16 protein-coding genes are annotated in these 12,817 nt (G+C 64.7%); 3 read left to right on the top strand and 13 right to left on the bottom strand.

Annotated elements, in window-relative coordinates:
* Positions 1-61: 61 nt before the first annotated feature.
* The 3 genes from lipB (at position 62) to rimO (ending at position 2,752) form a co-directional block, all read left to right on the top strand.
* Complete coding sequence (gene lipB, locus ACE3TU_RS00555; protein ID WP_374619011.1) at positions 62-808, top strand: lipoyl(octanoyl) transferase LipB; 747 nt, start codon at positions 62-64, stop codon at positions 806-808.
* Between the two features lie 46 nt (positions 809-854).
* Entirely contained in the window at positions 855-1,304 is a 450-nt protein-coding gene (locus ACE3TU_RS00560) for a DUF4282 domain-containing protein (protein WP_374618817.1), read from the top strand.
* 98 nt (positions 1,305-1,402) lie between these two features.
* Positions 1,403-2,752 (top strand): 30S ribosomal protein S12 methylthiotransferase RimO, encoded by a 1,350-nt coding sequence (gene rimO / locus ACE3TU_RS00565; RefSeq protein WP_374618819.1) that lies wholly within the window; start codon positions 1,403-1,405, stop codon positions 2,750-2,752.
* Between the two features lie 5 nt (positions 2,753-2,757).
* Here the strand turns inward: rimO and ACE3TU_RS00570 are convergent, their stop codons facing one another.
* From ACE3TU_RS00570 to ACE3TU_RS00630, 13 genes are all read right to left on the bottom strand, one after another.
* On the bottom strand, positions 2,758-3,189 hold the full coding sequence (locus ACE3TU_RS00570; protein WP_374618822.1) for a type II toxin-antitoxin system RatA family toxin: 432 nt from the start codon (positions 3,187-3,189) through the stop codon (positions 2,758-2,760).
* Positions 3,182-4,138 carry a lipoyl synthase gene (lipA, locus tag ACE3TU_RS00575; protein ID WP_374618825.1) on the bottom strand — a complete coding sequence of 319 codons (957 nt, stop codon included), beginning with the start codon at positions 4,136-4,138 and terminating at the stop codon, positions 3,182-3,184. Before lipA ends, ACE3TU_RS00570 begins: the two co-directional genes overlap by 8 nt.
* A gap of 8 nt (positions 4,139-4,146) precedes the next feature.
* On the bottom strand, positions 4,147-4,407 hold the full coding sequence (locus tag ACE3TU_RS00580) for a GlsB/YeaQ/YmgE family stress response membrane protein (protein WP_374618827.1): 261 nt from the start codon (positions 4,405-4,407) through the stop codon (positions 4,147-4,149).
* Positions 4,408-4,515: 108 nt separating this feature from the next.
* On the bottom strand, positions 4,516-4,773 hold the full coding sequence (locus tag ACE3TU_RS00585; RefSeq protein WP_374618828.1) for a GlsB/YeaQ/YmgE family stress response membrane protein: 258 nt from the start codon (positions 4,771-4,773) through the stop codon (positions 4,516-4,518).
* A 40-nt stretch (positions 4,774-4,813) separates the two neighbouring features.
* Positions 4,814-6,256 carry a dihydrolipoyl dehydrogenase gene (lpdA, locus tag ACE3TU_RS00590; protein WP_374618831.1) on the bottom strand — a complete coding sequence of 481 codons (1,443 nt, stop codon included), beginning with the start codon at positions 6,254-6,256 and terminating at the stop codon, positions 4,814-4,816.
* Positions 6,257-6,281: 25 nt separating this feature from the next.
* The gene (locus ACE3TU_RS00595; protein ID WP_374618833.1) at positions 6,282-6,929 is read right to left on the bottom strand and encodes an SGNH/GDSL hydrolase family protein; all 648 of its coding nucleotides are present in this window, start codon (positions 6,927-6,929) and stop codon (positions 6,282-6,284) included.
* On the bottom strand, positions 6,926-7,585 hold the full coding sequence (locus tag ACE3TU_RS00600) for an SGNH/GDSL hydrolase family protein (RefSeq protein ID WP_374618836.1): 660 nt from the start codon (positions 7,583-7,585) through the stop codon (positions 6,926-6,928). Before ACE3TU_RS00600 ends, ACE3TU_RS00595 begins: the two co-directional genes overlap by 4 nt.
* Before the next feature lie 5 nt (positions 7,586-7,590).
* Positions 7,591-8,982: a pyruvate dehydrogenase complex dihydrolipoamide acetyltransferase gene (locus tag ACE3TU_RS00605; protein WP_374618839.1), complete on the bottom strand. Its 1,392-nt coding sequence runs from the start codon at positions 8,980-8,982 to the stop codon at positions 7,591-7,593.
* Positions 8,983-8,990: 8 nt separating this feature from the next.
* Positions 8,991-9,443 carry a nucleoside deaminase gene (locus tag ACE3TU_RS00610; protein ID WP_374618842.1) on the bottom strand — a complete coding sequence of 151 codons (453 nt, stop codon included), beginning with the start codon at positions 9,441-9,443 and terminating at the stop codon, positions 8,991-8,993.
* Between the two features lie 2 nt (positions 9,444-9,445).
* On the bottom strand, positions 9,446-10,837 hold the full coding sequence (locus ACE3TU_RS00615) for a pyruvate dehydrogenase complex E1 component subunit beta (protein WP_374618844.1): 1,392 nt from the start codon (positions 10,835-10,837) through the stop codon (positions 9,446-9,448).
* A gap of 93 nt (positions 10,838-10,930) precedes the next feature.
* Positions 10,931-11,206, bottom strand: a complete 276-nt coding sequence (locus ACE3TU_RS00620; protein ID WP_374618846.1) for a hypothetical protein — start codon at positions 11,204-11,206, stop codon at positions 10,931-10,933.
* A gap of 84 nt (positions 11,207-11,290) precedes the next feature.
* Positions 11,291-12,301, bottom strand: a complete 1,011-nt coding sequence (gene pdhA / locus ACE3TU_RS00625) for a pyruvate dehydrogenase (acetyl-transferring) E1 component subunit alpha (RefSeq protein WP_374618849.1) — start codon at positions 12,299-12,301, stop codon at positions 11,291-11,293.
* Between the two features lie 114 nt (positions 12,302-12,415).
* Complete coding sequence (locus tag ACE3TU_RS00630; RefSeq protein WP_374618852.1) at positions 12,416-12,811, bottom strand: septum formation initiator family protein; 396 nt, start codon at positions 12,809-12,811, stop codon at positions 12,416-12,418.
* Positions 12,812-12,817 lie beyond the last annotated feature (6 nt).

The raw sequence follows: 12,817 nt of genomic DNA on the forward strand, positions 1-12,817 counted from the left end.
AACGAACACCCCCGCTCGGCTGAATCAGGCCGGTGCCCCACAGGTAGAACATCCGCCGGCCATGCTTACCGAAGCGTTAACAGATGCTCCAGACTGCGACACCGGCAGCAAGTTGCTCCGCCCGGACAATGTTCCGGCCGAGTGGGTGGTATCCGACGAACTGGTGCCGTATCCCTTCGCCCTCGAAGCCATGCGGACCAGGGCCGCGGCAATTGCCGCCGGCGAGGCGGGCGAGAGAATCTGGCTGCTGGAGCACCCGCCCCTCTACACCGCCGGCACCTCGGCAAGCACCGACGACCTGTTGTCGCCGGATCGCTTCCCCGTGTACGACGCCGGTCGCGGTGGCCAGTACACTTATCACGGTCCCGGACAGCGCGTCGTCTACGTCATGCTCGACCTCAGGCAGCGTGGGCGCGACGTGCGATGCCTGGTCCGGGGCCTCGAGGGGCTCATCATCGACACGCTCGGTGCCTTCAACATCCGCGGAGAGCGCCGCGAAGGGCGCGTTGGCGTCTGGGTTCGGCGTCCTGACAAGGGACCGGCGCGTGAGGACAAGATCGCGGCCATCGGCGTTCGAGTCAGTCGGTGGGTCAGCTTCCACGGTATCGCGATCAACGTGATGCCCGAACTCGACCACTTCGGCGGCATCGTGCCCTGCGGTATCTCCGATCAGGGGGTGACCAGCATTGAAGACCTCGGCCAGCTGGTTTCGATGGCAGAGGTGGACACGGCCCTGCGTCGCGCATTCGAGAAGCGCTTCGGCCCCACGGCAGGTATGCCTCCGGAGGCCCTTGTAACAGCGGCCTGAGCACCGCATTTTGAACACAGGCCCGAGTCTGGCTGGGGGTAGGACAATGCTCGAAGACCTCAAGAAGATCTTCCTTTCGCCGGCGCTGTTCCGGCTCGACACCATTCTGTCGCCGCGGTTGGTACCGATCCTGTATGGCACGGGCATGGCGGCGTTGCTGCTCTGGGCGGTTGGACACCTGTTCCTGACCTTCGGTCGCAATTTCGGCGATGGGCTGTGGGGTATCCTCGAGATTGCGGTCTTCGGCGCACTCGGGATGGTGGCGCTGCGGGTCATCTGCGAGCTGCTCCTGGTCTTCTTCAAGGCCAACGAGACGGCCACCCGTACCGTCAGCCTCAGCCGAATGCCGGGAACTCTGATGGATGAGGTCAAGGAGGCGATCCACGAGATCGCTCAGGACGACGCCTACGGCGAGGATGTTGCACCCGAGGCCCCGCCCGCTCCTCCCCGCCGGACAGCCAGGCGAACGCCACCGGCCGGCACGCCGGAATTGTAGCAGGCGGCTCTGCGGTCCGCGCTGTGCCAGGAGCGCATTGCGACATCGTAGAGTACCGATCGTTGCTTTTTGGCCAATTGGCGTATAGCCACGCCCCCATGACCCAAGCTCCCAAGATCGGCCTCGTCAGCCTCGGCTGCCCGAAGGCACTCGTCGATTCCGAACGCATCATGACCACCCTGCGGGCGCAGGGCTATGCGTTCTCGCGCGACTACGCCGGCGCCGACATCGTGCTGGTCAATACCTGCGGCTTTCTCGACAGTGCCAAGAAGGAAAGCCTGGAAGCGATTGGCGAGGCCCTCGGAGAGAACGGGCGGGTGATCGTCACCGGATGCCTTGGCGTCGAGGAACAGATGATCCGCGACGCGCACCCGTCGGTTCTCGCGGTGACCGGGCCGCATCAGTACGAGGACGTCGTCAATGCGGTGAACGCGCATCTGCCGCCGGTTCCCAACCGGTTCGTTGACCTCGTGCCGGAGGCCGGCCTGAAGCTGACGCCACGGCACTACGCCTACATGAAGATTTCCGAGGGCTGCAACAATCGCTGCTCGTTCTGCATCATCCCGCAGATCCGCGGGGACCTCGTCTCCCGTCCGATCGCCTCTGTTCTCTATGAAGCGGAACGCCTGGTTGCTACCGGCGTCAGGGAGATCATGGTGATCTCGCAGGACACCTCGGCCTACGGGATCGACATCAAGTATGCCAGCAGCAAGTTCCGCGGCCGCGACATCGAGGCCCGGTTCCAGACGCTGGCCGAGGAGATGGGCAGGCTCGGCGTCTGGACGAGGCTGCACTACGTCTACCCCTACCCGCATGTCGATGGCGTTATCCCGCTGATGGCCGAGGGCAGGATCCTCCCCTACCTGGACATTCCGTTCCAGCATGCCTCGCCCGCCGTTCTCAAGGCGATGCGCCGTCCGGCGAACCAGGTAAAGACGCTCGATCGGATCAAGTCCTGGCGCGCCGTCGCGCCGGACCTCGCCATCCGCTCGAACTTCATTGTCGGCTTTCCCGGGGAGACCGAAGAGGATTTCGAGTTTCTCCTCGATTGGCTGGAGGAGGCCGAGATCGACCGGATCGGTTGCTTCGAGTATGAGCCGGTGACAGGCGCCCCGGCAAACGAACTCGACGGTCTGGTCCCCGACGAAGTCAAGCGCGAGCGCTACGAGCGGCTGATGGAGCTGGCCCAGGACATCTCGGCCGACAAGCTCGGGCGCAAGGTCGGGCGCACCATCGATGTGCTCGTCGATGACGTCGATCCCGCGACCGGCAGGGCCATCGGCCGCAGCCAGTGGGACGCGCCGGAGATCGACGGCACCGTGATCGTCCACGAGGCGGACGGCATCAAGCCCGGCGACATGGTCTCCGTGACGGTGACTGATTCCGACGAGTATGACCTGTTCGGCGTTCCGGCGGAGAAGGCCCTGGACGCAGCGGCCGGCCGCTGATCGGATCAGCCGAACCGTCGGTCCGCTTCGTCGGCAAACGCATCGATGATCTCGTCCTGCTTGGCGGCGAACGCCGGCTCGGCCACCGCCGCGATCAGCGGGTTCGAGAACTTGAAATCGACATCGAAGCGGATACGCGTCCCCTGCCCTTCAGGCTCGAAGCTCCACTTGCTGTCGAGGTAGGCGAACGGACCGTCGATGGCCACTGCGGTGATGGTCATCGCGCCCGGATCCGCCACAACCCTGCTGGTGTAGGACTGGGTGATGGGGCCGAACTGGATCGTCATCTTCGCCAGCCGCGCATTGTCCGGGCCGACCCGCACGTCCATTTGCCGGCAATTCGGGATGAACCGTGGATAGGCCTCCAGGTCCGAAACGAGGTCGAACATCCTGCGCGGCAGGTGCGGCACGTGCCGCTCGAAGAAGAGGTCAGGCATGGGCGAGCTTGGCCATGCGCGCCGCCCTCAGGCGCTCGAAGTCCTCACCGGCGTGGTGGGACGAGCGGGTCAGCGGGCTCGACGAGACCAGCAGGAAGCCCTTGGTCATCGCGACCGTGGCGTAGGACTTGAATTCCTCCGGGGTCACGAACCGATCGACCGGATGGTGCTTCTTGGTCGGTGCCAGATACTGGCCGATCGTCAGAAAATCGACGTCGGCGGACCTCAGGTCGTCCATCAGTTGCAGGACCTCGTTCCGTTCCTCGCCCAGCCCGACCATGATGCCCGACTTGGTGAACATGCCCGGATCCAGCTCCTTGACGCGCTGCAGCAGGCGGATCGAGTGGAAGTAGCGCGCGCCCGGCCGGACCTTGAGGTACTTGGAAGGGACAGTCTCCAGATTGTGGTTGAAGACATCGGGCTTCGCCGCCACCACGATCTCGAGCGCCCCCTCCTTGCGCAGGAAATCCGGGGTCAGCACCTCGATCGTCGTCCTCGGAGTGCGAGCCCTGATGGCGCGGATCACCTGGGCGAAGTGCTCGGCCCCTCCATCCGGCAGGTCGTCCCGATCGACCGACGTGATCACCACATGCGCCAGCTCGAGCTTGGCGACGGCCGTCGCCACGTTCTCCGGTTCCGACGGGTCGAGCGCCGTCGGCAGGCCGGTACGCACGTTGCAGAAGGCACAGGCCCGCGTGCAGATTTCGCCCATGATCATCATGGTCGCGTGCTTCTTGCTCCAGCACTCCCCGATGTTCGGGCAGCCCGCCTCCTCGCACACCGTGACGAGATTGTTCTCGCGCACGATGGTCTGGGTCTCCCGATAGACCGGTGACCCGGGCGCACGAACGCGGATCCAGTCCGGCTTTCGCAGCATTTCGTTGTCGGGCCGGCTGGCCTTCTCTGGGTGCCGCGGGCGCGACTCTAGACTGTCGATCAGGGTGACCAAGGGATGTCCTAGCCGGCAATCAGCCGGGCGATGATGACCACGATGATGGCGCCAATCGTGGACGTGATGATCTGGCTGACGATCGGACTGGCGATCTTCAGGTCGACCTTGAGCGCGGAGAACAGGTAGCCGCCGACGAACGACCCGATGACGCCGCTGATGAGGTACGTGACGAGACCACCGCCACCAACGACCAGGCTGGCGAGGAAACCGGCAACGACGCCAATGGCCAGAAAGATGACGAGCGAGCGAGCGTCCAGCCGATTCATTTCTTCTCTCCCGAACTGCTTCTCAGGCACGCCCATCTTCATACCCCGAACTGCTGCTGTGCGATATCGCGTTGCGACGGCGGAGGTTCAAGATCTCGATCATCTGCGCTACCGCGCGATCAGCCGCGCCACGACGATCACGATGACCGCCCCGATGGCGCCGGTGATGATCTGGCTGAGATAGGGATTGTCGATCGGCAGGTTCACGGCGGCGAGCTTCAGAACATAGCCGCCGACGAACACACCAATGACGCCGGCGATGAGGTTGCGGAGCAGGCCGCCTCCGCCCATGACCAGCCCGGCAAGCCAGCCGGCCACCAGGCCGATGCCAAGCAGGATGAGCAACTGGACGAGGTCTTGTGACATGTAGGGGATATCCGCTGGTGGAACCGGGTGGTCGGCCACGTCAGATGTTCAGCGCGCGACCGTAGGCGTCGAGCACGCTCTCCTTCATCGTCTCGCTGAGCGTGGGATGCGGGAAGATGGCGTGGATCAGGTCCTCTTCGGTGGTCTCGAGGCCCATGGCGACGACGAAGCCCTGGATCAGTTCAGTGACTTCCGCGCCCACCATATGCGCGCCGATCAACTCGCCGGTCTTGGCGTCGAAGATGGTCTTGACCAGTCCCTCCGGTTCGCCCAGCGCGATGGCCTTGCCATTGCCGACAAAGGGGAAACGGCCAACCTTGATCTCTCGGCCGGCTTCCTTCGCCTTCGCCTCGGTGAGTCCGACGCTCGCGATCTGTGGCTCGCAATATGTGCAGCCCGGCACCTTCCCCTTGTCGAGGCCGTGCACTCCCTTGACGCCGGCAATCGTCTCGACCGTGATCACCGCCTCATGCTCGGCCTTGTGCGCCAGCATGGGGGGGCCGGCGACATCGCCGATGGCCCAGATACCCGGAACGCTGGTGCGACCGTAGTGATCCACGGCAATTGCACCGCGCTCGATCTTGACCCCGAGCTTCTCCAGCCCCAGGTTCTCGGTGTTGCACTGCACGCCAACCGCCGAAATGAGCGCATCCGCCGCTATCGAGAGCTTCTCCCCGGTCTTCGGTTCGATGTAGGCGGTAATCCCTGCTGCCGTCTTGTCGACCTTTGCCACCTTGGCGTCGGTGATGATCTTGATGCCACGCTTCTCGAAGCGCTTCTTCACATGGGCCGCGATCTCGGCATCCTCGACCGGCAGGATAGTGGGCAGCAGTTCCACCACTGTCACTTCGGCCCCGAGGGAACGGTAGAACGAGGCGAACTCCATGCCGATGGCGCCCGAACCCATGATCACCAGTGACTTGGGGAACTTCGCCGGCTTCATGGCCTCGAAATAGGTCCATATCCGCTCGCCGTCCGGCTCGATTCCCGGCAGCACCCGCGGCCGGGCACCCGTGGCGATGATGATGTGCTTTGCCTTGTAGGTTCCTTCCGGCAGTACCGATTTCGGCGCCGGGTGCTGCGGCTCGACCGGCTTCTTGGTCATCTTCTTGACCACGATCTCTCCCGGCGCCGTAAGTTGGGCCTCACCCCAGATGATGTCGACCTTGTTCTTCTTCATCAGGAACTGGACGCCGTTGTTCATCTGCCCCGCGATCTGGCGTGAGCGCTTCACAATCGCGTCGATGTCGAAACCAAGTCCGTCGGCCTTGAGGCCGTAGTCCTTGGCATGGCCCATGTGGCCATAGATTTCCGCCGAGCGAAGCAGCGCCTTGGTCGGAATGCAGCCCCAGTTCGAGCAGATGCCCGCCATGTGCTCGCGCTCGACGATCGCCGTCTTCATGCCGAGCTGCGAGGCACGGATTGCCGCGACATAGCCGCCCGGTCCGGCCCCGATCACGATCAGGTCGTAAGTGTCAGCCATTTGGCCTTGCCTTTCAGTCGAAGGGTCAGAGTCCGAGGGTTGATTTGACCAGCGGCGCCAGCGCTTCGCCGATCTTGCGGGTGTTCTCGGCATCGAGATGCACACCGTCAGCAGGATGCGCTTTCGCCACTGTCGCGGCATCGAAGAAGCCACAGCCATACTCGTCGGCGCGAAGCTTGTACCAGCGCGCCAGTTCCTGTGACTCGGCGATGACGGCGCGGCCGCCAAAATGCGGGATCATCTCCGGATGGTCGGAGTGAATGATGTGGGGCGGTGACACCAGGATGATCCGCGGCGCGACGTCGCTCGGCTTGACGTAGTGTCCGCGCACGATCTGTACCAGCCGGCGCATGCCGTTGGCCGCCTCCTGAGCGGTCCGCCCATGGAATGGCTTCAGGTCATTCGTGCCGAGCATGATGATCACGAGGTCGAGCGGCGAATGGCTCTCGAGCAGCGTCGGCAGGATGCGAGCGCCGTTCCTGTCCGCGGCGGCCCAGCCGTCGTCATGCACGGTCGTCCGCCCGCCAAGTCCCTCGGCAATGACCCGCGCCGCTCCCCCCAGCGCACGCTCGAGGGCCGCGGGCCAGCGGTCCTCATGGGCATGGCGAGGGCCGCCCGGGATCGGGTTGGCGCCGAAGGTGAGGCTGTCGCCGTAGGCGAGGATGGTCTTCATGCGGCGCGCGCCTCTCGTTGAGCGAGCATATCGGCAACGACTGGAACGAGTGCCGCGCCGATAGCCCTGGTATTGGGTACATCCAGGTGAATGCCGTCGCCGCCACCTGCGGCGCTTGCGACCGTGGCCGCGTCGAAAAAACCGACGCTCAGGTCGCGACACAACTGCCCCAGGCCGGGTGCGAGCGCACCCCATTCGGCGGTCCGCGGCGAGAGCAACGGGAAGGACGGAACGGGTCCGAGCGACAGGGGCTCAGGCGGTGACACGACGACTATTCCGGGCGCCGGAACGGCTTCGGATTGCGGCGTTGACCGCGCAATTTCGACCAGCCGCTTGATCCCCTGGGCAACGGCGACAGCGGACCCGGACACGAAAGTCTTGAGGTCGTTGGTGCCGAGCATGAACACGACAACGTCGATGGGCTCGAAGGTCGCAAGAATGGTCGGCAGTACCCTTACCCCATTGCGATCCGCAGCGACTCCGTAGTCGTCAAACATTGTGGTTCGGCCGTTGAGACCGGCATTGACGACGACTGCCCCGCCGCCGAGCCCTGCCTCGAGCACCGACGGCCACCGGTCTTGATGGCGATGACGCCCGCCCGTGTGGGCGTTCACCCCCCAGGTCAGGCTGTCCCCGTAGCAGAGCACGGTGTGCATCGGGCTCAAGCCAGCATCATCACGGGAGTCTCGATCAGCGCCTTGAACGCCGCCAGCAGCTCGGCGCCCAGTGCGCCATCAACGGCGCGGTGATCACAGGAGAGCGTCACGGTCATGAAGTTCCCTACCTTGACCTGGCCCTTCTCGGCATAGACCCGCTCTTCGCCGACACCCACCGCAAGGATGGTGCCATGCGGCGGGTTGATCACGGCGGCGAACTCCTTGATCCCGAACATGCCCAGGTTGGAAACCGACGAGGTGCCTCCCTGGTACTCCGCCGGCATCAGCTTTTTCGAGCGGGCACGTCCCGCAAGGTCCTTCACCTCTTCGGAGATCTGGCGAAGCGACTTGGTCTCGCACGCCTTCACCACCGGGGTGAACAGTCCGCCCGGCACCGACACGGCCACCGCCACGTCGGCGTGCTTGTGGTAGAGGATCGAGTCACCGGCCCAGGTGGCATTGGCCGTCGGCACCTTCATCAGCGCCGCCGCCCAGGCCTTCATGACGAAGTCGTTGACCGACAGCTTGTAGGCCGGCTTGCCATCCTTGACCGGCGCCGCGCTGTTGATCTGTTCGCGCGCGGCCAGCAGCGCATCGATCCGGCAATCGAGCGTCAGGTAGAAGTGCGGCACCGTCTGCTTGGACTCGGTGAGGCGTGCTGCCACGACCTTGCGCATGCCGTCGTTCGGCACGAGATCGTACGTACCCTCCGGATAGAGCGCCAGCACCTGCGCCTTGCTCATGCCTCCGGCCGGAACCGTGGCCGGCGCCGCCGGACCCGGCACTGCCGCCGGGGCGGCTGCCTTGAGCGGGGCCTTGCCCGATCTGGCCGCCTCGACATCGGACTTCACGACACGACCGCGCGGCCCGGTACCAGTGATAGCCGAAACGTCGATACCGGCTTCCTTGGCCAACCGCTTGGCCAGCGGCGAAGCGAAGACACGTGCAGATCCGTTGGCCGCACCGTTTGCCGCCTTTGCAGTCGCACTGGCAGCTGCCGCGCTCAGGGCCCGCCGCTCGGCCTCGACTTCAGCCGGCGCCGGGGCCGGCATAGCTGGGGCGGGATCATTGGCCGCCTTAGCGGCAGGCGCCGGAGCCGCCGCCGGAGCGGGCACGGCAGCCGCCGGGGTGGCACCCGCGGCACCGGCGCTCTCTCCGTCGATCAGCAGCACCGCGATCACCGCGTTGACCTTCACGTTCTCGGTACCCTCGGGCACCATGATCTTGCCGATCTTGCCCTCGTCGACCGCCTCGACTTCCATCGTCGCCTTGTCGGTCTCGATCTCGGCAATCACGTCGCCGGAGGACACGCTGTCGCCCTCCTTCACGTGCCACTTGGCAAGCTTGCCCTCCTCCATCGTGGGGGAGAGCGCGGGCATGGTGATGTTTATGCTCATGTCGTTCCCTACTCGCCGATATCTTCGTTCCACAAGTGCGGGTTCTTCTCGATGAACTCCGCCATCATGTGCTCGCATCGGGGCTCGTGGTGGTCGACGACCTCAACTCCGGCCAGCGACAGCACGTCCTGAAAGCCTTTGAAGTTCTTGCTCTCCGCGACGACCACGCGGGAAATCCCGAACTGGATGATCGTACCCGTGCACATCATGCAGGGCGAGAGCGTTGTATAGCAGGTGACGTCGCGATAGGTCTTCTGGCGACCGGCATTCTGGATCGCGTCCATCTCCCCGTGCAGGATCGGATCACCCTTCTGCACCCGCCGATTGTGCCCGCGCCCGATGATCTCGCCGTTGCGCACCAGCACCGAGCCGATCGGGATGCCCCCCTCGGACAGGCCCTTCTGGGCCTCGGCGTAGGCCTCGTCGAGAAACTTCCTGTCGAGTTCCTGCTGGGTGGCCATGGTCAGCTCCGGTACATCACGGCATTTACCGCCGCGATCACTTCATCCACGTTCGGCAGCGCAAGCTTCTCGAGATTTGCCGCGTAGGGCATCGGCACGTCCTTGCCGGTGATACGGGTGGGAGGCGCGTCGAGGTAGTCGAAGGCCTCGGCGACGACTCGCGCCGACAGTTCGGCTCCGATGCCACCCTGTGGCCAGCCCTCTTCCACCGTCACCAGCCGCCCGGTCTTCTTCACCGATTCGACGACACTGGCGCTGTCCATGGGACGCAGGGTGCGCAGGTCGATCAGTTCGACATCGATGCCCGCCGCGACCAGCTTCTCGGTGGCCTGGGTGGCATAGCGCATGCCCATCGAGAACGAGACGATGGTGACGTCCCTGCCCGCCCGGGCAATCCGTGCCTTGCCGATCGGCAGCACGTAGTCCTCGACCTTGGGCACCAGCCCCGTCGAGCCATAGAGGATCTCGTTCTCGAGGAAGACGATCGGGTTGTTCGAGCGGATCGCAGCCTTGAGCAGCCCCTTGGCATCGGCCGCGCTGAAGGGCGCCACCACCCAGAGCCCGGGGACATGGCTGTACCAGGCCGAATAGTCCTGGCTGTGCTGCGCGCCGACCCGTGCCGCGGCACCGTTCGGACCGCGGAAGACGATCGGTGCGGTCACCTGTCCGCCGGACATGTAGAGCTGCTTTGCCGCCGAGTTGATGATCTGGTCGATCGCCTGCATGGCGAAGTTCCAGGTCATGAACTCGACGATCGGGCGCAGGCCGGCGAACGCGGCGCCGACGGCCAGCCCGGCAAAGCCATGCTCTGTGATCGGGGTATCGATGACCCGCTTCGGGCCGAACTCCTGCAGCAGCCCCTGGCTGATCTTGTAGGCGCCCTGGTACTCGGCCACTTCCTCGCCCATGAGGAAGACGTCCTTGTCGCGCCGCATCTCTTCGGCCATCGCCTCGTTGAGGGCCTGTCGGACGGTCATTTCCACCATCTCGACGCCGGCGGGCAGGTCGGGATCGGCCGCCGCCTCGAACCTGGGGGCCATGGGCGCGGCGGCCAGGGAGGGAGCTGCGGCGGCGGCCTCCCGCACCGGCGCCAGGGGAGCCGCCGCAGGCTCCGGAACCGTCGGGGCTGCCGGCGCCGACGGCGCCGCGGCCTCGCCGTCGGCCTGCACCTGAGCGATGGGGGTATTCACCTTGACGCCCTCGCTGCCCTCGGCAACCAGGATCGCAACCACCGTGCCGCTGTCGACGCTCTCGACCTCCATCGTCGCCTTGTCGGTCTCGATCTCGGCGATGACGTCGCCCGGCTTGACGACGTCCCCCTGCTTGACCAGCCACTTCGACAGTTTGCCCTCTTCCATGGTCGGCGACAGGGCAGGCATCAGGATTGTGGGCATCTCTTGCTCCGCAGGGCGATCAGGCGGCCATGCCGCGGCTATTGAAAGGTTTCGGCGAGTGAACTGCACCAGGCCATTCCGCGTCCGTCGTCCTCAGACGAACTTGCGCCACACCAGCAGCGCCACCAGGCCGAACAGCGCCAGAAGTGTGATGCCGCGCAATGCGCGAAACCACAGCGGATAACGTCCGCCGGCCCGCGCCTCTGCCTCGACCATGGCGCGGCGAATCTGCGGCCAGTTCTGGATGGTGTCGATCAGTCGTCGGAGCGACGCGAACAGGCTGCGACCGACCCACGCGAAATAGGCCGCAAACAGGGCCGCGACACCACCCGCCAGCGCCCACGCCGTCCAGTCGTCCAGTCCACTCATGGTTCTTGCCGCGCTCCGCCACCGATGCGGACAGATGCTCCGCGTCGCGGCTCATGCGCCGTCCGGCGAGGATCGCCATCGCCATCATGCCGCGTAGACATCCGTCCACAGCTCCGAGGCATCCGGCTCGGGGTCGGTCGTGGCAAAATCCGCGGCCTCGGTGACGATGGCCCGGATCTCTGTCTCGACCTGTTTCAGTGCTTCCTCTGTCGCATGGCCCTTCTCGATGATGCGGCTCTTCACCTGTTCGATAGGGTCGTGCTCGGCGCGCATCGTCGCCACTTCGTCCTTGCTGCGGTACTTGGCCGGGTCGGACATGGAGTGGCCGCGATAGCGGTAGGTCAGCATCTCGAGGATGTACGGCCCCTTGCCGGAGCGGGCATGTTCGATCGCGCGCTTGGCGGCGTCATAGGTCATGCGCACATCCATGCCGTCGACCTGCTCGCCATCTATGCCGAAGGAAATGCCGCGTCTGGACAGGTTCGGTTGGCCCGACGCCCGCTCGACCGCCGTTCCCATCCCGTATCGGTTGTTCTCGATGATGTAGACCACCGGCAGGTTCCACAGCTTCGCCATGTTGAAGCTCTCGTAGACCTGACCCTGGTTGGCGGCCCCGTCACCGAAATAGGCGATCGCAACGGTGCCGTCTTCGCGGTACTTGGAGGCAAACCCCAGGCCAGTGCCGAGCGAGGCCTGCGCCCCGACGATGCCGTTGCCGCCGTAGAAGCGATGCTCGTTCGAGAACATGTGCATCGAGCCGCCCTTACCCTTGGACAACCCGCCCTTCCGTCCGGTCAGCTCGGCCATCACGCCCTTGGGGTCGAGACCCATGACCAGCATGTGGCCATGGTCACGGTAGCCGGTGATCTGCGCGTCCTTGCCCTTCTGGGATGCCATGGTGACTCCGGTCACCACTGCTTCCTGGCCGATGTAGAGGTGACAGAAACCCCCGATCAGGCCCATGCCGTACATCTGGCCGGCCTTCTCCTCGAAGCGGCGAATGAGCAGCATGTCGCGATAGGCCTCGAGTTCCTGCGCCTTGCTGAGTTCGGGGACATTGGACTGGGCCGATTTGGCCGCGGGCTTACGCGCCATGGGCGAGGACTCCGAGTGGAATGGCCATACTCGACCGCTGGGCCGATATCGCCGTACAATAGCCGAAACGTCCCGAAAAGGCTAACTCCCCCGGCGCGTTAGGGAACGCAGCTATCAGTCTATTCCGACTTCGATTTTGTCGGTTAACTGATCTGCGGTTGATGCATTGGCTGAACCGAAAATCGGTTGACCAGTGACGGGGTCCAGCATCACAAGGATGTCGCCCGGCTGCGCCAGGGATAGCAATGCACGGGCACGCTCTGAAACCAGGTCAGGGTCAAGGCTGGACGATCTGAACAGCCCGATCCGATGCCGGTATGAGTCGATTTCGGCCTGCAGTGCGGCCGATCTGGCACCGAGTTCGTCGATCTCGGCCTCCAGCACATCCTGACTCTCGATCCCGAACTGCCCGGTGAAGAAGCTGTAGCCAAGGTAGCCCTGGAACGCCAGGAGCCCCGAAGTCATCAGCAGGTGACGCCAGAAGGCGGGACGTTTGAGGCGGGTGGACATGTATGC

The sequence above is a fragment of the Devosia sp. genome, assembly GCF_041917035.1.
In the GTDB taxonomy this organism is placed as follows: Bacteria; Pseudomonadota; Alphaproteobacteria; order Rhizobiales; family Devosiaceae; genus Devosia_A.